Here is a 20,338-nt window from a genome sequence, read left to right as displayed (position 1 = left end):
TAGGTAATAGAACTAATTTATCCTAATAGTTTAATGCTGTGTTTAATCCCTTTAGATAGACTGCGTTCCTCTACAATTTGACCCATAAATGGAAAAAGACACACTCCTTATTAAAGAAATGCGCCCGATTGTTGAATAAACCTATACTCTTCTTTTATTCTTATACCTCAGGATTTTCACTAGAGGCTTTCCACTCTAATTCATTTAACAGATTCAATGCTTCCAAAAAACATTCTTCGGCTTCATTTTGCCTCGCTAATTTAATAAGGCATTGGTTTTGCAAGCCATCTATGTATATTTCTCCTTCTATTTATCAGAAACCTTTTTCGATTTCCAATCTAACCTTTTCAAATAGAAAAAGCACAATTCTTGCTGCAGAATTGCACACGATTGTTAGGTTACTTCATAATAAAATTTACAATAATTCAAGTATGATTCCCACATAACAATCAAATCAATATTTAAAACAATAAAAATATAATAAAAAACAAAATAAATTTATTGATAATCGATAAAAATTATATTAAAATCATAGAATCATTAAATCAGTGAGGTGTTTTAAATGAATGGTAAACTAGGTTCAACTTTTTTCTTAAAGGTTGTTGCTTTTCTTATTGGAATTGCGGTACTTGCCGTGTGTATATTTTTGTTGCCAGAAGCAGCCAGAAGGGATGCTATAGTGCGTCCAGGAGATTACTCGATATATCCGTTGTTAATATGCGCGTATGGAGTATGCATTACATTTTCTGTAGCTTTGTATCAAGCATATAAACTATTGAGTTATATCGATAGTAACAACACTTTTTCCGAGTTATCCCTTAAATCCTTGAAGGTGATAAAAAAATGCGCTTTTACAATTATTATCTTAATTTTATTAGCAATAGTTTACTTAAGGGTGTATGCCATGTTCACGGGTGATGACCCAGCAGGTCCAATAGCACTTGGACTAATAGGGATATTAGCAACAGCTATCATCGCTGCCATGATGGACGTACTTCAAAAGCCATTAAAAAATATCCTAGAAAAAAATAAATAAAAATATAGATGTTTATTTTGCAGGTATAATATCTTCTTTCCCTATTAAATTAAAGTGCTCTTAAATAAAAAATTGGCGCCTATTCTTTTTCAAGAATTGCGCCCCATTGTGGAAGATCTTTTTCTATTGAATAGTATCGTTGTACTGCGCAGCTGGAAAGTTGTTTTTCTAAAATATAAGGGCCCTACAGATCAAAAAGAGATAGTGGGTTTATCCTTTACATCTTCCTTGCATTATTTCACTAACTAGCTGCCATAACGCGTTTTTTTCGGTCCAAACTTATTACAATTTGCATATTGAGGCTTTGAATTCCTTTATTTTTACATTAAACCCCAATAAATTTTTCAGAGGTAACTAATTATTATATCGTTTGTTAACTTCAATCGTAATGAACTCCGGCAAATAGCTGGGAGTACATCCTTTGGCTACTCTTTCATCTTTGTAAAGACCCGTTTTCTCACCAAGTTTAATACAACGTGCACGATTCTTTTCATCATAAACGCCTATCCAGCCTGCGGTGAAATTCATAGCCCATTGAACTTCCGGTTCTTCCTGCGTAATATTGGCTTCTATTGCTGATAGCAAGTTTGCGGTGTTATCAGGCGGTGTTTGTCCAGTCCATCTCAATCGCCCTTGATAATACCAGAAAGCTCGCCTTTGAAGAGCAGAAGGACTATTTCCCCATGACTCCATCAATGCAATCTTCTTCTTGTCTTTAGTGAGCTGATTAGCCATTAACCAATCCATTAAGTTATTTCGCTCATCAAAAGTGTGAGTCTGCATATCCTTATCAAGCTTATTTAGCACATCATGTGAAAGAAGTTTTTTGTCCATAATTAAGATTGCTAATAGTCTGGGCAAAAACTCTTCGGTTGACCAAAGTTCCATAGCTAGTTCGTGATCTTTTTTAATGTCCTTCGCGATTTTTCGTAAGTCGCCTAGTTTAGTTTTACTATTGATCTGAGATAGAATGTTTTCTGCTTTTGAAGAGCGTTTTATTTCTGTATCTTTTTTTTCATCCATTTTATACAACTCCTTTATTAAAGAACTGTTTCATAATATGTCCTTAACTGGATATACGTTATAAGTCTTATTGCAGTGGTGTGCCTTAAAGGTTTACCTTTTTTAATATTGTAGCATTTATCGTATTAAAGCTTTCTCCACCTATAATAGAAGAGCAACCATCTTTAATAAAATAATAACCATTACTTTTTTTAATTAGATACGAAAAGAGCATCCCTTTTTTAAGAAACGCACCCGTTAGCCATCCGTGTCGCTTAAAATCAACACCACACCACAGAAAATGAAAGATGATTACGTTCTTTCATGGGAGTTTAATAAGAACAGCGACGCTTCTTCAACTAAAGTTCTTGTTGGTTTAAGTACCGATTAAAAAATACTGATTTACACCTTATAAATTTTCTATATATGCACGTTTTTATTCACATAGCACGTTCACAGAATTTTCCGTAAATTATCGAAAAGTCTTATTGTAGCTTTGTTTATATACCTTTCTATAAAAAGCTGTATAAAGAATGTGCATACAAAAAGCCAAGAAACGTTGATCTCACAACGTGCATGGCTTTTTCAAGTGTCCCCAAACTTGCATTTGGGAACATTTATTGAATTTATAATGTATATAGTATATATTATTCAAGAATAGACATTACAGTAATACTTCAGACAATTAATACAAAAGTACCTGTTTTTTTAAGCACATTTGAAGCCAACAGTTTATCCAAAGTGATTACGAAAACACCAAACAACAAGAAAAATACTCACTATCCCCCAAGCAGTGGTACTCCATATCCACCAAATTACGGATTTAGCTTTTGATGAATTTTCCTCGTCTTCCATATTTTCTTTTATAAAAGCGACCTTACTCTCCATACCTTTTTTCATAGAAATGAGAACAATACATCCAATTATTATGAAACCAATAGTTATCCAAAGTAATAGGTCCACCTTTACACTCCCTTTATATAATTGAATTTCACCGCAATTTATTATAGTAATTAGATTCTACAAAGATAACAATAAACCTTTTGTTAATTCAAGTGCATTTTAGTATATAAAATACCCTGTGTAAATAATAATTAATCCAAAATTTAACATAATCACGTGTTAAAATGCAGAAACTTAAAGTTCTCAAAGCCTCGTTTGGTATCATTTCATAAGAGGTTGTTATTCAATAATATGGCGCGATTGTTGAACAACAAGTTAAACAACACTCTTCAACTAACCTGTCCCGTTAGTTGAATAAGAACTAAAGGCCTCTACTCTTGATTAAAATGCAATAATTTATCTAATGGCATATCTGATTCTTTAAAACCATATTTCGTTAACATCATTTGTTCTATAGCTTTTTCAGGGTCCTCTTGATAAATCTTTATAATTACTTCACAATGTGCCAAAGCTAGGTGTTCTGTAAGCATTTGTGCAAATTCACGCAGTATTTCTTTATGTTCATCTTTAACAGCATCATCAGAGAAATATGTAGCAGAGACATAGTTTGCAAGCTGGTCATCTTCTTCATAAATTAAATCTGGAATTTCAAAATCATTAAATGTGGCAGGTCGAAATTCATCTAAAATGGATAAAGCATCATTGGTATGACAACGTTTTAAGTGTTTTATTTTTCGTCCCAAAACTTTCATTGGAAATGTTTTATTGAATTTATAAATTTCAAGTTCATTTCTAAAAAGTTAGATTTATTTTTGCGAATAGATTCTGTCGATTAAATGGATAATAGTTATTTGACAACAGTTGTAATAACAATTTTCTTGTTTGCTCAAAGGTTTTATATTCCCGAAAGAAATGATTATAGTTTGCTATTCGGCCTTCAAAAAATTCATATTGATTATAGTATTCAAAAAAAGACTTATATAGCATGTCAATTTGTCCTTGTGGAATTTGATTTATCTTATCCCCTAAAACATAACTTAACGTTCCAGCTATGTTCACACAGTAATAACGAAAATCTTCATAGAAATCCATCTCATCGGATAAATTCAAAAATTCTGTTCGCATATCTTCACATATTTTATTAATATCTCTAGTAGGAAATGGCTTTTCTAATTCGGTTTTAATTTCAGCTAGTTGTTTTAAAATATCATCCATATTTTCACCCCTATAAGTGTGTCATTTGTCTATTTTATCAAATTTGATAATTGCACAAAACTTCTCAAAGCGTCGTTTGGAAAAGTTTTTGAAATGCTGTTGCACTAAACCAAGGACTTAATTTTGATTTTTTTTTACCGAAACCCCTTCTGTTGTTACATGAAAGGTTAATGTAATAGGACCTTCAGGTGGATTTAAAGGACCTGTATACGTATCATATTTTACTTTTACAGTAAAATCATACTGAGAATATCCACCAGTTAGTCGTTTAATTTCTAATATTTCTGCATCCCAAAGTGCATAACTACGACTTGGATATTCCTTATTAATCACTTTCCTTGCATATGGGTCTAATAACACCAATAATACATCATAAAAATCGGAATGTATTTCTTTGGCACTGACATTCTCTGCTATCTGTGGTCTTTTCCAAGTTACATATAAAACAGTTGTTAAACTAATTAGTAACAATAAAAATATTACTGATACCTTTTTCATCTAATCACCTACCTTTTTAAAAGGTAGTATTTGCCTTAGATAAAACAATATTCTTGTTCAACTATCCTTTCCCTTTAGCCATCCATGTCGCTTAAAATCAACACTACACCACAGAAAATGAAAGATGATTACGTTCTTTCATGGGAGTTGAATAGCAACATTCTTTTCGAAAACAGCCTTTAGAAAATATCCTTTTTTATTTATCACCAGCTTTTTTAAATTATCGCCCACCGCTCAATAAAATCAAAGAATCAAGAGATTTTTTTAGTCAAAAAACAAAATTCGGTCCCTTCTTCGTTCGAGTTGAGTGTATAGTTGACTTGCAAAATTCTAGCGATGTCATCAATGATATTCAAGCCAAGGCCTTCGCTTACACGGCTTTGGTCAAAGCCAGTACCATTGTCTGTCATGAAAACCTTTTGATCTTTAATGGTGATTTCTAGCTTTGTAGCTTTTGAATGTTTCAATGTGTTTTGGAACACATTATCAAACATTCGTTGAAGCCATAGTGCATTACTCGTCCATGTTACATGGCTATCCTCTAGATGATAGATTAATTCGATGTTTTGCATTCGATATAAATAGCTCCACTTTTTGATCATCGTTTCAAACAATAGCGTGAGTTGCACTTCATCCTGGACGATATAAGAATTCTCCATTGTATCTAGGGACTGCCAATTCAATTCATTTGTTAAGCTAGCGATGTATTGAATTTGCTCATTCAAGGATTCTACTAATTTCGGTTGTTCCTTAAACGTATCTTCTAAATAAAATAATTGTAAACGGATCGCTGTTAACGGTGTATTTATGTCGTGTCTTAACTTTTGTAATAGCTCTTTTTGCAGCTCCTGCTGTTGTTGAAGCTCTAATTCTCGGTAAGTAGTTCGCTCAATTAGTATGTTAACGGACTGAATTAGCTGTCCGATTTCATCCTCACTGCCAACAGCTAATGTACTCGGTGTTCTTTCATTGCTCGCTAAGTCACGAATCGTTTTGTTGAGCATATTAATTTTCGTTAGTAATGAATTGATCGATTTCGAAAATAAAAACGCTAGCAAACATAATGATAGAAAGAACACAATTAGCATCGTTGGATAGGCGAAAGATTCGTGGAATGGAGTGCCTTTATTTCTAGTTTTAAAAACGAAGTCATAAATAATAGACATCGACACACTAATCCCAAACAAAACTATTGGAACACTGATGATGGCTGTAAATAATAATAATCGATATTTTGTTTTTAATGTCATTTCTTTATGTAGGTATTTAATCGATACCCTTCTCCGTAAATATTTTGTAGGATGGTACCTGAAGTATCATTCATTTTCGTTCTAATCTTTTTGATATGGACGTTGATAATATTTTGATTGCGATCTTCAAGCGGCCATAAATAGTCAAAAAAATGATCCTTCGTTAACACCATATCCTTATTTTCATATAAATAAAAGAAGATTTTACGTTCGATTGCAGTCAATGCTATTTCATCATGTATATTATTTTTAAATAATTTACGATGCTCGCTATCAATTAATAGATGTTGGATTTGTGTAAATGTACCATACTGCTGCTCTAGCATTTTCTTCATTCTTAAAAGAAGCTCTCTCGGATCAAATGGTTTTGTCATATAATCTTCCCCAACGGTTAAGCCTTGCAGCTTGCTTTCAATATCATTACGAGCAGATAAAAAAATAATGGGGATATTCAAGCCTAGGCTTTTAATGTTCTTTGTCAGCTGATAGCCATCTTCCCCTGGGAGCATAATGTCCATTATGACTAAATCGATTTGATGAATCATGTTCATCATTTCTCGACCATCTGTTTTCCATACAACGTCATAGCCTTCACGTTGTAATATTTTTTGCATCAAATCGCCAATCATTTGGTCGTCTTCTACTATTAAAATCGTAAATCCTTTCATTCCCTCGACCTTTCTTTGTTGTCAACTTTAGTTTTCATAAAATCTATAGCAAGCTGATAAATCTCATCCGGTTTATATAAATAGATACTATGAGTGCCACTTAATACTTTCACATCCGCTATGTTAATTTGCTCGGCAAATTCCGCATATTTCTGGCTATTGTACTTCGTATATTGGGAACCTTTATTTTGTTCAGCAATCGCATCTATTAATAATATCGGTGTGTCTTTTGGTTTCGGAAGCTCTTCTGATTTTAAACTATTTTCGTACACTTGTAGTAACTCATTTTTCATATCATCATTAAAAGTATTTTTATTGGATAGTGCTTTATAAATTTCTTTTTCTTCCATAGATAAAAACGATTGCTTCATTACTTCTGGATTATACACTTTCGAAGGTGTTAATCGATGTACGCCCAATTTCGTTAGCAAATTCATACCTTTAACAGTCCAGTAGTCGACTGTCCCCATTTCATGCTCTACATATTGACTTGGCAAGCCAATATCAAGCGCAATGATTCCCTTAATTTCTTCAGGATATTTTTGTGCCCAATAAATAGCTTCAACCCCCGAAATAGAATGCGGTACTAATATATAAGGAGGCTTATTTCCACTTTTCAAGAGCGCTTCTCTCGTTTGCGTTAAAATTGTATCTATATCTCGTTCGTCCTTCGAGACACCGCTATACCCATACCCTGCTCTTTCTATAACAGCAATCTTATGTTGTTGCGAAAATTTACTGTACAGCCCTTTCATTTCATAAATGGGTGCCGCAACCCCTGAACCTGCCATGAAAACGTAAGTATCTTGACCATCCCCCTCCGTATAAACATTGATTTTTTGATGATCCACTTCAATAAGCGTCCCTTTATTGCCTAAAAGTTTCGATTCTATACTTAGCTGATAACGATGATAACTGAATATGCCCACTAGTCCAATAAGCATGACCGCTATAAAGTAGATAACTATTTTCTTTAAAAGTTTTTTCATAAAATGCTCCTTTCAGTTGATAATGAAAGGATAAACAATAAAAATAAATTTCTAATTAATTTTTCGGTGATAAGCTAAAAAAAGCTGTCTAAATGTGTTTACTCCACTTAGACAGCGCTTAATTATTGATCGGGATAGGTCTCTTTTAAAAATGATACAGATCGTTGGATGAGCGACTTTAATATTTCCACATCAATATCCGCTAGTTTATTTATATAAACACAAGCTTTTCCTGTTGTATGTTTACCAAAAACCTTTAATAAATTGTCTCGCTCACTGTCACCTGGTGCAAAATATAAACTGATTTTAGCTTTTCGGGGAGAGAATCCAACTAAAGGTGCATCGCCTTCATGTCCTGATTTATATTTATAATGATATTTGCCAAATCCTATTATACTTGGCCCCACATTTTCGCTTCATACCCTGTGACTTCAGCAAATATATCCAATAGTCGGTAAGCATCTTCACGCTTTTTTGGATGATCCACGTTTTCAATAAATTCAATAACACTCTCATCCGTTTCTTTTGTTTTTAATTCGTACATTTTTAAGCCTCACCTTCTAAAATTGAATTTTGATGCATCATAACATTTCCAAATGCTTTCCACAATAGTAAAAACAAAGCTGTCTCATAAGTTTTTTCATACTTACGAGACAGCCCTCCTCTTATTCCACTTGCTCCAGTAAAAGTTTTTGCTGGAGATTACTATAAATGCCTTGTTTTTGCATAAGCTGTTGGTGATTGCCCTGCTCCACAATTTCACCTTGTTGAATAACAAGGATTTGGTCGGCATTTTCGATTGTTTTTAGGCGGTGTGCAATAACAAAGCTTGTGCGCCCCTGCATTAAATGCTGGAGACCTTTTTGAATATCAACCTCTGTTTGCGTATCCACACTGGATGTAGCTTCATCCAAAATTAAAATATCTGAATTTTCAAGAATTTCCCGGGCAATAGCTAGTAATTGACGTTGACCTTGACTTAAGTTTGCCCCACCTGCCTGTACAGGTGTATCATATTGGGCTGGTAAATGTTTAATAAAATTATGGGCATTCGCGATTTTCGCCGCTTCTTCAACCTCTTTATCTGTAGCTTCAAGTTTACCGAAACGAATATTTTCACGAATCGTTCCTGAGAATAAATACGTATCCTGTAAGACAACACCCACTCTTTGACGGATTGTTGCCATTTTATAATCCTCGATATTATGACCATCAATCAAAATTTCACCTTCATCTACATCATAAAAACGAGTTAATAAATTGATAATCGTTGTTTTCCCTGATCCCGTTGGACCAACAAGAGCAATCGTTTCACCCTTCTTCGCTTGGAAGCTAATATTTTTTAGTACTGGCTTCTCTGGCAAATAGCTGAAGGAAACATTGCGAAATGCCACATCTCCTTTGAGGCTTTGGCAATCAATGGCATGCTTTTTATCCGCTACTTCCGAAGGTTCATCTAAAATTTCGAAGACTCGTTCTGCCCCTGCAACCGCCGATTGGAAAGTATTCAATAGATTAGATAACTGATTCAACGGACGGAAAAATTGACGTGTATACGTGACAAATGCGGCGATTACCCCAACTGAAACGATCCCTTTTAACGATAAAAATGCTCCTGTGCCAATAACAACAGCTAAGCCTAAGTTATTCATAAAATTATTAATGGGCCCAAGTAGACCTGAAGTAATTTCTGCTCTCTGTGCCGAGTTACGAAGATTTTCATTTTGCTTATGGAACGTCTCAATTGTTTGCTGTTCTGTTCCAAAAAGCGTCACAACCTCTGCACCCGTAATCATTTCCTCAATATAACCGTTCAGCTTACCTAAATCACGCTGGCGGGCCGCATAGTTTTTACTACTACGTTTAACAATTTGCTTCGTTGTAAAAACAATTAAAGGAATAATAGTCAGCGTCACGATTGCTAGCTGCCAACTTAAAGAGGACATAGCAATACTAACACCGATTACCGTTAAGACCGACGACACGATTTGTGTCACACTTTGTACAAGTGCTGTATTTAAATTATCGATATCATTTGTCACACGGCTCATTAGATCACCAAGTGCTCGCTGATCGAAAAATCTCAGTGTTAATGTTTGTAACTTTTTAAACAGTTCAAGCCGTAATGTGCGAATTGTTTTCATCGCCACATGGATCATGACATATGTTTGAAGCCACGTAAAAATTGATGCAGCTGTATAAATAACTGCTAGCACAATACCAAGACGAATCGTACCGGCAATATCTTTTTTCATAATATATTCATCGACGATATGCCCAATTAAGTACGGTCCTGCTAAACTTAAAAATGTAGAAGCTATTACAAAAAATATAGAGAAATAAAGCCCTATTTTTTGCTGCTTCACATAATGCCACACACGATTAATCGTAGCTTTTTGATTTTTAGCCTTTTCAGCTGGTCCAGCCATACGTGGTCCGCGTCCAAAATTCATTTGCTTTGGTTGACTTTGACTCATTGTTGTACACCAGCCTTTTGCTGTGAAGCGTAAATTGCTTGGTAGAATTTATTATTCTGTAATAATTGTTGATGTGTGCCTTGACCAACAATTTCGCCGTCATCTACAACTAAAATTAGGTCTGCCTGTTGAATAGAGGCTATTTTAGACGCCACGATAAACGTAGTTGTATCATTATATTGATGGCTAATAGCTTCCTGGACATGTTTTTCAGAGGCACTATCCAGAGCAGATGTTGTATCATCCAGCACTAAAATAGCAGGCTGTCTTACGAGTGCACGTGTTAACGCTAATCGCTGTTTTTGACCGCCAGAAAGATTGGTCGCCCCCTGTGAAAGTTCATGCGCTAAACCTTTATCCAGTCGACTTACAAATTCAGTAGCACATGCTGCATCTAGAGCTTGCTGTAATTCCACTGACGTTGCATCTTCCTTACCAAGACGGATATTATGGTCGATTGCACCTGAAAACAATAATGCTTTTTGAGAAGTAAAACCAATATGTTTGCGTAAAGTGGATAATGCATAATCCTTTAGAGGCTTTCCGTCCAAGAGGATTTCTCCACTCGTCGGATCAAATAAACGTGGTAATAGCTTCACTAGCGTTGATTTTCCACTTCCTGTTTTTTCGATCAAACCTACCGTTTGCCCCGGCTTTACCGAAAATGTAATGTTTTTCAGGACATCCTCAGCCGATTCATAATAACGATAGCTTACATTTTGAAAGTCAATCGCCCCTTGAATTGGTGCTGTATGTGGATTTTCCGCTTCCTTAACCGCTACTTCTTTATTTAAGACGTCCACGATTCGCTCCCCTGAAGGAATCGCACGTGCAATTTGCATCAATACCATACTAGAAGTCATCAATCCATTTAATATAATCGTTAAATAGTTAATAAAAGCTAGAATTACTCCAACCTTTAAAGTACCGGCTTCTACCTTAATGGCCCCAAGCCAAAGTGCTGCTACAATCCCTAGATTGACAACGAACATCGTAAACGGCACGAGCACGCCAACAATTTGCTCGGCTGTAATAAAGCGCTTCGTTAGCGTATCATTTAGAGCGCCAAACTGTTCAATCTGTTGCGTTTCACGACGGAACGCCTTCACAACACGAATCCCCGCTAAGTTCTCCTGTAGCTTCGTATTAACACGATCAATTGCCTCCTGCACTCGGCGATACAGGACACCCGAATACTTTGTGAAAAAGTACATCGCAATAATTAATAGCGGCACGATAATAAGGAGTATCGAAAATAACTCACGTGCCGTCACAAAAACAATGATAACCGCTCCAATAAATAATAAAGGACCACGCACAAAAATACGCAACGTCATCATAAACGCGCGCTGAACACTTTCTACATCACTCGTTAAAATCGTAATAAGTTTCCCTGTTGTAAAAGTGTCTCGTTCCTTTGCCGAATACGTCATCATTTTTTCATAAAGTGACTGACGAACATCCGATGCAAAATGGATTGCTGCCTTCGAACTATAATAGGAACAGCCTATCCCACCAACAAGTCCGAATACCGCACTGATCAGCATCCAGACGAACATTTTCAGCACATACGGATCATCACCATTCGTAATACCCGTATCAATCATATGCTGCATAATCGTCGGCTGAAGTAAATCCATCGTTACCTCTAGTACCATTAATAATGGTGCAAATAAGGTAAAAAATTTATAGGGCCCTAAAAACCCTCCTAACTGTTTTATTGCCTGCATTCCTTCGACTCCGTTCTTTAATTCACATTCATTATTAATTATAACTGAAAATCATTCCCAATTGCGATGAAGTTTTTCGAGACACGTAATATCTTGATATTGTTGTAGCTTGACAATCAATCCTTAACCCTACTGCTACCATCATGTTTTACAATCTAACCTTCAGTATATCGAAAACTTCTTTCTTGTTTTGTAGTTCACCCTCATCGCATACAAGTGTATACAAAAGTATACACCTCGTCAACATCAACTTTGTTTTTCCTTAATCTAAAAAACCACGCAAGCTTTTCGCTTGCGTGGTTCCATCTTACAAATCATCAAATCCGTTATCTTCTACATTGACCTTCACATATTGGCGAGAACGCTGCTCGAAGAAATCTGTTTTTCCTAAGTCAACATCCTCATACGCTTTAACCCACTTCAATGGATTTTTGCGATAACCTTCAAATGGACGCTCTACGCCAAGCTGATTACAGCGTACGTTCGCATAGAAGTGTACATAATCATGCACATCTTCCACATCAAGGCCTTCAATTTTATCACCAATCACTTCATTAGCCCAATCGATTTCTAGCTGTACCGCTTCACGGAAGATTTCCTGTACACGAGCCGCTCGTTCTGGTGTATCGTATTCAGGATATTCCTCTAAAAGCTCCTGATAAATTTTCACAAATAAATCGACATGAAGCTGCTCATCGCGATTAATATAATTAATCATCGTTGACGATGCCACCATTTTTTGATTGCGTGCTAAATGATAGAAGAAAGCGAAGCCAGAATAGAAGAATAAACCTTCTAAAATCACATCATAGACAATCGCTTCTAGCATATTTCCAACAGATGGCTCCTCTGAAAATGCATGGTAGCCTTTAATTACGAAGTCATTACGTCGCTCTAATACTGGCTCTGTACGCCAAAAGTCAAACGTACGATCCTGCTCGTCTTTGTTCACAATACTTGATAGCACATAAGAATAAGAGTGATTATGAATTACCTCTTGTTGCGCTAAAATAATCATTAATGCATTTAAGCTTGAATCTGTTAAATAATCCGCTACTTTCCCTGCAAAATCAGTTTGCACACTGTCTAATAGTGCTAGTAAGCCAATGATTTTTAAAAAGGATTCCTGCTCATTAGCTGATAGCTGTGGAAACTGCTTAACATCATTGCTCATATTAATTTCAAACGGAGTCCAGAAGTTACCTAGCATTTTTTTATATTTAGGATATGCCCAGTTAAAACGCACATCGTCCCAGTTTAAAATGTTAGAAGAGCGTCCGTTCACAATACCTGTTGAACGGTTTGGTGCTTCTTTATCCATAATTTGTCGTTTTGTAATAGTTGTCATTGTTACTTCCTCCTAGCTCGCGCAAGACTCACATTCTAGTAATTCTACAGACGTTGAGCGTACATAATATGTCGTTTTCACACCGCTCGCCCAAGCATTCATATGCAATGCTAGTAAATCTTTTGCCTTAATCGTATTTTGAACGTATAAATTAAGTGAAATGCCTTGGTCGATATGACGTGCTCGAGCAGCATTTTGCTTGATTGTCCAATTTTGATCGATGAAATAAGCAGATTTATAATACCAAGTTGTCACAGGTGATAGATCCGGTACCGTTACTGGAATTTTGTAATCCTTCTTCTCTTCTGAATAACTCTTTTGGAAAATAGGATCAATCGTAGCCGTACTACCCGCTAAAATGGATGTTGATGAGTTCGGTGCAACCGCCATAACATAGCCGTTACGCATTCCTTTTTCAGCAACCGCGGCGCGTAACGCATTCCATTTATTGCTGTCGTAGCCACGTTTTTCAAAATACGCACCAGTATGCCAATCTGAGCCTTCAAATAATGGGTAGGCTCCTTTTTCACTTGCCAAATCGTTAGAAGCGCGAATCGTTAAATACGCAATTTCTTCATATAGCTTGTCCGCAAATTCTACAGCTTCCTCAGACTCCCATTGAATTTCTTTCAATGCTAATAAATGATGCCAGCCAAATGTTCCAAGTCCAATGCCTCGGTAGCGTAAGTTCGTACGCTCTGCTTGTTTTACTGGAATTGTATTTAACGCAATAACATTATCTAACATACGTACTTGAATCGGAATTAATTTTTCTAAAACTCCAGCCGGTACAGCTCTGCCTAAATTAATAGATGATAAGTTACATACAACGAAATCGCCAGGCTTGCGACGTGTTACGATGACATCATCTTCTAGAGTAATAGACTCAAATTCAGTCGCTGACATGTTTTGGAATATTTCTGTGCACAGGTTCGAGCTATAAACCATTCCCTCATGCTTATTCGGATTCATGCGATTTACTTCATCTCGATAGAACATAAACGGCACGCCTGTTTCAAGCTGCGAGCGCATAATACGTTTCATAATATCAATAGCTGGTACGACCTCACGACTTAATAATGGATTCGCAATACATTCTGCATATTTAGTACGGAAAGTGCCATCACCTTTTTTCTCATCGTAGAAATCCTCTAGTGAAAAGCCCATAACTTCTCGTACTTCATGTGGATCAAATAAATGCCATTCCCCGCGCTCTTCAACCGTTTCCATAAATAAATCCGGTAAGCATAGCCCTGTGAAAATATCATGGGCACGTAAACGCTCATCCCCATTGTTTAAGCGTAAATCTAAAAACGTAAAGACGTCTTTGTGCCAAACATCTAAATAAACAGCAATAGCTCCTTGTCGTTGACCTAGCTGATCGACTGAAACCGCCGTATTATTAAGCTGTTTAATCCATGGTAAAACACCACTAGATGCGCCTTTAAAGCCTTTAATTGATGAGCCACGGCTACGAATTTTGCCCATATAAACACCAATACCACCACCGTATTTCGATAATGTTGCAACATCTGTATTCGTGTCATAAATACTTTGTAAACTATCATCTACTGTATCGATAAAGCAACTAGATAGCTGGCCATGTGTTTTACCTGCATTCGATAATGTAGGTGTTGCCACTGTCATATATAAATTACTCATTGCCCAGTAAGATTCACGTACTTTTTCTAAACGATTTTCTGTTTCATCCTGCATAAGGGTCATCGCAATGACCATCCATCGTTCCTGTGGTAGCTCTACTGGTGATTTCGTGTAATCACGGACTACATAGCGGTCCATTAATGTTTTTAAGCCAATATACGTAAACAATTCATCTTGACTTGATTCTAAATAGGAAGCGAGTTCTTGAAGATCCTGCTCACTATATTTTGTTGTTAAACTTTCATGATACAAACCAGCTTCTGTATAGCGTGCTAATTGTTCCGGGAAACATTTATAAACATCTTGCACTGAAACGCCACGGCGCATTGCAAATTGATCATATAGTTTTTCTAAATAAATTTGAGCTGCGACGAATGTCCAGTATGGCTCCTCCTCATCAATCAGGCTAAGCGTTTGTAAAATCATCGCATCCGCCCATGCTTCAAATGTCGCATTGTCGTTTTTTCGTAGCCATCGATCCGATAATCTTACAAAACTTTCGAGTTCATCCTCCGTATAACTTTTCTTAAGCTTAGCAATTTGCTGTTCGATTTGAATTGTCATGTATACATTCTCTCCCTTTCTTTCTCCAGCAACACAAAAAGCGATCACGCAACACTTATCGGTTACGTGATCGCAGTAAAATCGGAAATGGAAATGAAGGACATGCACACTAAGAAGTGGACAAATCTCTCGCCTCCACTTCTCAATCCCCGAAGAATGTGTTGCTGTCTTGAACAAATCGGCAGGTCTCCTGGCTCATGCTTCCTCCAAATGATGGCCTTCCCGTTCTTTACAGTGGCCTATTCATCATTTGTCAGCACTTACAGTTGCGGGGACAGCTTCGGCCTAAGATGACTCTTTTCCGAATTCCCTTTTAAACCATATTTGGTACCGCTCGTCCAAAATACTATATATTGTGTTTTAACTCCTAAACAAATCTAACATATAGTGTTTATAGTTGCAATAGGCGTTTTGCCCCTTGAATTTTTTAAAGTGCTACTTTTTCTCGAAGCAAGCCCGATTACAATGCAGTTTTACGTAGTTTTTCAAAATTTCTAGGAAAATATTTTTGTACTAGCTGCTCTTTTTCTGGATTAATTCCTAGTAAAACTACTGCACATGGACCAGCTGTTTTCTCAATATCTAATGCACTTTTGACCTGTCGTTCGCCAAAAAGCCGGCTAAATTCTGCTTGTAAACCTTTTGATCCAACTGGCCATACTTGCTGCACAATTCCCTCTTTCCACGCTTGAAAAATAGGTTGCAGCTGTGCGACATCTTCAGGTTGTGCAAGGATTTCATTTCCTACAAGTGGTAAACCATATGTGTACCAACTTAGTTGCTCATGCTTAGTTGCTGTACGTTTCTGCTGCTCCCCAAGCATCGTTATTGACAAGCCTGATTGTAAAGTTGGCATATTAGTCTCTGAACTACCGTCTATTTGCGGACAAAAAAGACCAGCCTCCTCAAAAACCTGGTGAATGCCTGCAACATAACGAGACCATGCAGCATCCCCTGAAAAATTAGCAAGTAAAATATGCTTTGGTAAAGCATTTGCAGCAAGCTGCTCTAAAAATGTAACACGTGCAGTAAAATATGCTGTAAGCTGATCTGGAGCAGACACAACATCTTGTAGCTTTTCGCCAATTGCAGCGGCATTATCGGTTGTCGCAATGAGCTCACCTATTTTTATTGCATTTCTCAATGTACTCGACCTTCCTTACGCACAAACACCTTCGACAGAACTGGCATCGCCACCGCAACGATCACTAGATTAATGAGTGTTGCCAGTGGAAGACTAGTCAATGACGTCCAGTAAAACGCCGGACTAATAATAAAGTAAAATGGTATAGGTGCCACGACACCATTTAAAATAAGTGCTACAGGCCATTTCCAGAAATGCATGCCTTTTTTATGCATAACCCCAAAGATCCATACAACGATAAACATTTCCACTGCGATAATTATATGTAGTGGTCCAAAAGGAAAGCCAGTAGTTAGGGCTGAAATAAAATGCCCAATGACTCCCGCAACACCAGCTAATACTGGCGATAAAAATACAACGCTCAAAAATGCCGGTGCAGAGTCAAGCGCAGCAGTTGTAATAAATGTTGGAATTTTAATGACTGCACCTACTGCACAAATTGCCGCTACCATGGCAGTGAGCGTCAATTTCATCAATTTTTGTCGATCCATTCCATTCCCTCTTTCCGTTAAATTTTTTCAAAGCGTGGGGTTGATTTCCGTTCCGGCTGTGCGCTTTATCGCTGACCCTTCGCTTTCGCGCAGAGCTTCCTGGGGGCGTCGGGGCAACAGGATGTTTTTTCGCGAAATCGTAGTGCTAACGTAGCGACAGCAGAGGGGTTTTGATTGTGCGAAAGCGCAGCGACAGCAACAGCATGATGTTAGTCACGAAGGCGTTATCACAGGATGTGATGGTTTTAGCCTTCATTCCTCAATATCGCTGATCCCCAAGGAGTCGACCAGCCTCCACTCCAATCAACTTATATACAAAGCATGCGACTTTGCAAATGTCATCCCACTTTTGTGAAGTGTTTTACAAACTCTGCAAGCAAGTCACTATATCATTTGATTTGTTCCCCAATACCGTACCAAATGCGTACGACTTGTTCGGCTTCAGCAAACAATGCTTGGTACAAACGCCCACATGTATCACGTAATAATCGTGCCTGTTTGTCCATCGGCACAACACCACGCCCCATGTCGGTCACAATTATATACAAGGCACAATTTTCTTCAAGGGTCTTTAGTCTTGTCAAAATAGTTCTGACAAGAGGTTCATCATCCTCAAGGTCTTGTGTTACGAGCCATTTCTCTATGTTTTTAATTACTAGTACATCACAAGTAGGAGCGCCATCAGGTAGAGTGCCATCCACTAGCTCAACGTTTTGACCTGTAAGTAATTTCATGACATAGTCGGTTTTTCCACTATAGGCTCCTCCGATAAAGACATGCATCTTGCTCCCTCCTCCCAAGCCTTTCTTGAAAACGTTAAAGAAAACATTTTATCATGCGGTGTTTGATAGGACCAAAAAGGTTGCTCAGTTGGAGCAAAGGCTACGAGTAGCGCTCGAATAACCCCGCCATGGACAACGAGATGATACACATCTTCCCCTTTTGGTAATGCAGTGAACCCTGCCAAAACACGTGCACAAAACATATCAAAGCCTTCTCCCCTTGGAGGTGGAGACTTTACAGGATCATCTAACCATGCACAATAACGATGATCTGATTGTAAGTCTTCATATGTGAGCCCTTCAAATTCTCCGAAATTCGACTCTCGAAATCTCCGATCAGACACGTAAGTTGCATTCGGAAAATATCGGACAGCGGTTTCCCTACAGCGTAGTAAATCACTCCCATACACCTTGGTGACCTCTTGATCAACAATAGAGATTAAAGATGCATCAGCTAATGAAGAATCTGTCCAGCCGATATAACGCTTTTCTAAATTTTCCTTTGTTGGTGCATGTCTCATTAAGCGCACAGTAACAACGTCACCCACAGTACAACCTCCATTCCTTCAATTGATGCACCGAGTAAATCCCCAGAAACACCGCCAAAGTTACGCACTGTAAATTGCCGAAAGACTAAAAAAGCAATCGCTAGTACTGCCATCAACACGAACGGAACAATTGTGAAGCCCGTTACAAACAACAAGCTACTGTATGCTACAACTAATGTTAAAAGCATACAGCAGATTAGTAAACCCGGCTTAATATGTGTTTTAAAAAAGTAGGCAAGCCCCTTTTCCTTTGAGCAATTAAGCGACATAAAATAAAAGCTCATACCTACTCGTGTACATAACGGAATAAATACAAGCATCCACAGTTCAAACTTTTGCTGTACGAATAATTCGTGAAGTATGACAAATTTACCAAGCACTAAAAATAGCACTGAAAGCACACCAAATGCACCAACACGTGGATCATCTAAAATTTCAAGCCGCTTCTCTCGATCTCGATAGGAAAAATAAGCATCCCCCATATCAATAAAACCGTCTAAATGTAGTCCACCAGTAAATATGGCAAATAATCCGATAATCACAAAGGCAAGTAAGACCTCGCTACTAGCCGTCCATTCCGTTAAACCATAGATCACCGCAGCCACTGCCGTACCCATGAGTGCCCCTATCCATGGCAAAAAGGCGAACATCCCTGTAATTGTTGCCTTCGTTAAAGGAATTTCTTTATGTACTGGCAAAACTGTAAAAAATTGAAACGCAAGTTGTATGCTATGCCAGATATTTTTCATCGTCTTGCCTACCTTCTTTTATTTTCAAAGCATCATTCATTATTTCCATTTCTTAACGACACCATAATTGATTTCATACGCCTCATCCGCTTTAGACACGAACCATTGATGTAATTCCCCAAGCATTTGCCGGTATAACTCTACTTCCTCGTTCGTATAGGGTGGCTCATCAAATAATTCGTTTGAGACGATAAAAAACGTCACCCTTTTCTCAAGTAACGTCTCTACCGCCTCTTTTAAAACCTCAAGTTTCTTTTCTAAACATCCAGGTTGTTCCACACAGGGAGCTCCCGCGTCAAAACCTTCGTAAAACGCATTTGTTAACCACGTCGTAACACAGTCCCATAACACGATATCTCCATCAGTCAGTTTATGCAAAGTATTTGCGATTTCATAAGGTGCTTCTATCGTCAGCCACTCGATATTTTGCGCCTGTCTGTCTGCCTGATGTCGAATGATCCGCTTCTCCATTTCACGATCCAACGCTACGCCGGAAGCAATATAAATAAGCCGCTGTGCTTGCATAGACTCTGTTTGATAGTGAGTAACTGCCTCTTTTTCAGCAAAGTGGGATTTACCACTGCGTACTCCCCCCGTAATGAAAATCAGTGGCAATGGTTTCCCCTCCTATAGTAAATGTTGAATGTTACCGATCTCTTGAACGTGCCATTGTTGATCGACTTGTTCAATAATCGTTACACTTGTACCATTAATAAATGGCTCTGTCCATAGCTGATCGACCCTTCGCCCTAAAATAGCGTTAATGATACACTTAATCGTTACCGCGTGTGACACAATTAAAACAGTATTCTCGGGATATTTTTCTGCTATTTTCTTTAACGTAAACATCGCTCGTTCAGTTACCATACCAAAGCTTTCCGTATGGGTTGCAACGAATTGTCCAGGATAATCAGTATATAATTCATAATCCGGATGAGCAATCACGATGTCCTTGACTTTTTTCCCTTGCCAATCCCCTAAAAAAATCTCCCGTAAATTTTCCTCATCATAGACTGGAAGCTGTCGATCAGCTAGAAGAATTTGCATCGTTTCCTTCGCACGACCACTTGAACTGCTATATGCCGCTGTAAAATTAATATTTTTCAAATGATCACGAAGTTTTTCTGCATGTAAAATACCATTTACAGATAACGGCGAATCTAACCATCCTTGTAGCCGTTGTTCTTTATTCCACATTGTTTCGCCATGTCTTACTAAATAAAAAGTCGTCAGCTTTCTCACTCCTTATTTGCAATCAATTATGCCTCGGCATAATTACGTC

The 20,338-nt window shown here is 37.5% G+C and carries 20 protein-coding genes, 1 pseudogene and 1 riboswitch; of the genes and pseudogenes, 1 reads left to right on the top strand and 20 read right to left on the bottom strand.

Features of this window, described 5'->3' with window-relative positions; all coding sequences use genetic code 11:
• Positions 1–562 precede the first annotated feature (562 nt).
• Positions 563–1,036, top strand: a complete 474-nt coding sequence (locus tag ACVYAD_RS11335) for a DUF2975 domain-containing protein (RefSeq protein ID WP_476426513.1) — start codon at positions 563–565, stop codon at positions 1,034–1,036.
• Positions 1,037–1,390: 354 nt separating this feature from the next.
• Here ACVYAD_RS11335 and ACVYAD_RS11330 read toward each other — a convergent pair whose 3' ends face one another.
• The 20 genes and pseudogenes from ACVYAD_RS11330 to ACVYAD_RS11235 form a co-directional block, all read right to left on the bottom strand.
• Positions 1,391–2,059 (bottom strand): DNA alkylation repair protein, encoded by a 669-nt coding sequence (locus ACVYAD_RS11330; protein ID WP_476426512.1) that lies wholly within the window; start codon positions 2,057–2,059, stop codon positions 1,391–1,393.
• A gap of 711 nt (positions 2,060–2,770) precedes the next feature.
• On the bottom strand, positions 2,771–3,001 hold the full coding sequence (locus ACVYAD_RS11325; protein ID WP_476426511.1) for a hypothetical protein: 231 nt from the start codon (positions 2,999–3,001) through the stop codon (positions 2,771–2,773).
• Between the two features lie 311 nt (positions 3,002–3,312).
• Positions 3,313–3,684 carry a hypothetical protein gene (locus tag ACVYAD_RS11320; RefSeq protein ID WP_476426510.1) on the bottom strand — a complete coding sequence of 124 codons (372 nt, stop codon included), beginning with the start codon at positions 3,682–3,684 and terminating at the stop codon, positions 3,313–3,315.
• Positions 3,685–3,733: 49 nt separating this feature from the next.
• Entirely contained in the window at positions 3,734–4,156 is a 423-nt protein-coding gene (locus tag ACVYAD_RS11315; protein ID WP_476426509.1) for a YxiJ family protein, read from the bottom strand.
• A gap of 117 nt (positions 4,157–4,273) precedes the next feature.
• Positions 4,274–4,654 carry a DUF3888 domain-containing protein gene (locus tag ACVYAD_RS11310; RefSeq protein WP_476426508.1) on the bottom strand — a complete coding sequence of 127 codons (381 nt, stop codon included), beginning with the start codon at positions 4,652–4,654 and terminating at the stop codon, positions 4,274–4,276.
• 251 nt (positions 4,655–4,905) lie between these two features.
• Positions 4,906–5,904 carry a sensor histidine kinase gene (locus ACVYAD_RS11305; RefSeq protein ID WP_476426507.1) on the bottom strand — a complete coding sequence of 333 codons (999 nt, stop codon included), beginning with the start codon at positions 5,902–5,904 and terminating at the stop codon, positions 4,906–4,908.
• Positions 5,901–6,572, bottom strand: a complete 672-nt coding sequence (locus tag ACVYAD_RS11300) for a response regulator transcription factor (RefSeq protein ID WP_476426506.1) — start codon at positions 6,570–6,572, stop codon at positions 5,901–5,903. The genes ACVYAD_RS11305 and ACVYAD_RS11300 overlap by 4 nt, the downstream gene beginning before the upstream one ends.
• Complete coding sequence (locus tag ACVYAD_RS11295; protein ID WP_476426505.1) at positions 6,569–7,561, bottom strand: alpha/beta hydrolase; 993 nt, start codon at positions 7,559–7,561, stop codon at positions 6,569–6,571. The genes ACVYAD_RS11300 and ACVYAD_RS11295 overlap by 4 nt, the downstream gene beginning before the upstream one ends.
• A gap of 122 nt (positions 7,562–7,683) precedes the next feature.
• A pseudogene (locus tag ACVYAD_RS11290) lies at positions 7,684–8,105 on the bottom strand (DUF1801 domain-containing protein).
• 121 nt (positions 8,106–8,226) lie between these two features.
• Positions 8,227–10,038, bottom strand: a complete 1,812-nt coding sequence (locus tag ACVYAD_RS11285; RefSeq protein ID WP_476426504.1) for an ABC transporter ATP-binding protein — start codon at positions 10,036–10,038, stop codon at positions 8,227–8,229.
• On the bottom strand, positions 10,035–11,768 hold the full coding sequence (locus ACVYAD_RS11280; RefSeq protein ID WP_476426503.1) for an ABC transporter ATP-binding protein: 1,734 nt from the start codon (positions 11,766–11,768) through the stop codon (positions 10,035–10,037). Before ACVYAD_RS11280 ends, ACVYAD_RS11285 begins: the two co-directional genes overlap by 4 nt.
• 307 nt (positions 11,769–12,075) lie before the next feature.
• Positions 12,076–13,116 carry a ribonucleotide-diphosphate reductase subunit beta gene (locus ACVYAD_RS11275; protein WP_476426502.1) on the bottom strand — a complete coding sequence of 347 codons (1,041 nt, stop codon included), beginning with the start codon at positions 13,114–13,116 and terminating at the stop codon, positions 12,076–12,078.
• Positions 13,117–13,128: 12 nt separating this feature from the next.
• The gene (locus tag ACVYAD_RS11270; protein WP_476426501.1) at positions 13,129–15,342 is read right to left on the bottom strand and encodes a ribonucleoside-diphosphate reductase subunit alpha; all 2,214 of its coding nucleotides are present in this window, start codon (positions 15,340–15,342) and stop codon (positions 13,129–13,131) included.
• 162 nt (positions 15,343–15,504) lie between these two features.
• Positions 15,505–15,692, bottom strand: a riboswitch (cobalamin riboswitch).
• A 110-nt stretch (positions 15,693–15,802) separates the two neighbouring features.
• The gene (locus ACVYAD_RS11265; RefSeq protein ID WP_476426500.1) at positions 15,803–16,486 is read right to left on the bottom strand and encodes a hypothetical protein; all 684 of its coding nucleotides are present in this window, start codon (positions 16,484–16,486) and stop codon (positions 15,803–15,805) included.
• Positions 16,483–16,977 (bottom strand): ECF transporter S component, encoded by a 495-nt coding sequence (locus tag ACVYAD_RS11260; RefSeq protein WP_386830096.1) that lies wholly within the window; start codon positions 16,975–16,977, stop codon positions 16,483–16,485. Before ACVYAD_RS11260 ends, ACVYAD_RS11265 begins: the two co-directional genes overlap by 4 nt.
• A gap of 389 nt (positions 16,978–17,366) precedes the next feature.
• Positions 17,367–17,759, bottom strand: a complete 393-nt coding sequence (locus tag ACVYAD_RS11255; protein WP_476426499.1) for a bifunctional adenosylcobinamide kinase/adenosylcobinamide-phosphate guanylyltransferase — start codon at positions 17,757–17,759, stop codon at positions 17,367–17,369.
• On the bottom strand, positions 17,708–18,307 hold the full coding sequence (locus ACVYAD_RS11250) for a histidine phosphatase family protein (protein ID WP_476426498.1): 600 nt from the start codon (positions 18,305–18,307) through the stop codon (positions 17,708–17,710). The genes ACVYAD_RS11255 and ACVYAD_RS11250 overlap by 52 nt, the downstream gene beginning before the upstream one ends.
• Positions 18,280–19,056, bottom strand: a complete 777-nt coding sequence (gene cobS / locus ACVYAD_RS11245) for an adenosylcobinamide-GDP ribazoletransferase (RefSeq protein WP_476426497.1) — start codon at positions 19,054–19,056, stop codon at positions 18,280–18,282. The genes ACVYAD_RS11250 and cobS overlap by 28 nt, the downstream gene beginning before the upstream one ends.
• A 39-nt stretch (positions 19,057–19,095) precedes the next feature.
• Positions 19,096–19,671, bottom strand: coding sequence for a bifunctional adenosylcobinamide kinase/adenosylcobinamide-phosphate guanylyltransferase (locus tag ACVYAD_RS11240; protein ID WP_476426496.1), 576 nt, complete (start codon positions 19,669–19,671; stop codon positions 19,096–19,098).
• A 12-nt stretch (positions 19,672–19,683) separates the two neighbouring features.
• Positions 19,684–20,298, bottom strand: a complete 615-nt coding sequence (locus ACVYAD_RS11235) for a histidine phosphatase family protein (RefSeq protein ID WP_476426495.1) — start codon at positions 20,296–20,298, stop codon at positions 19,684–19,686.
• Positions 20,299–20,338: the final 40 nt, after the last annotated feature.

This window comes from Lysinibacillus sp. G1-3 (genome assembly GCF_056322905.1).
This window is presented reverse-complemented; position numbering and strand designations above follow the sequence as displayed.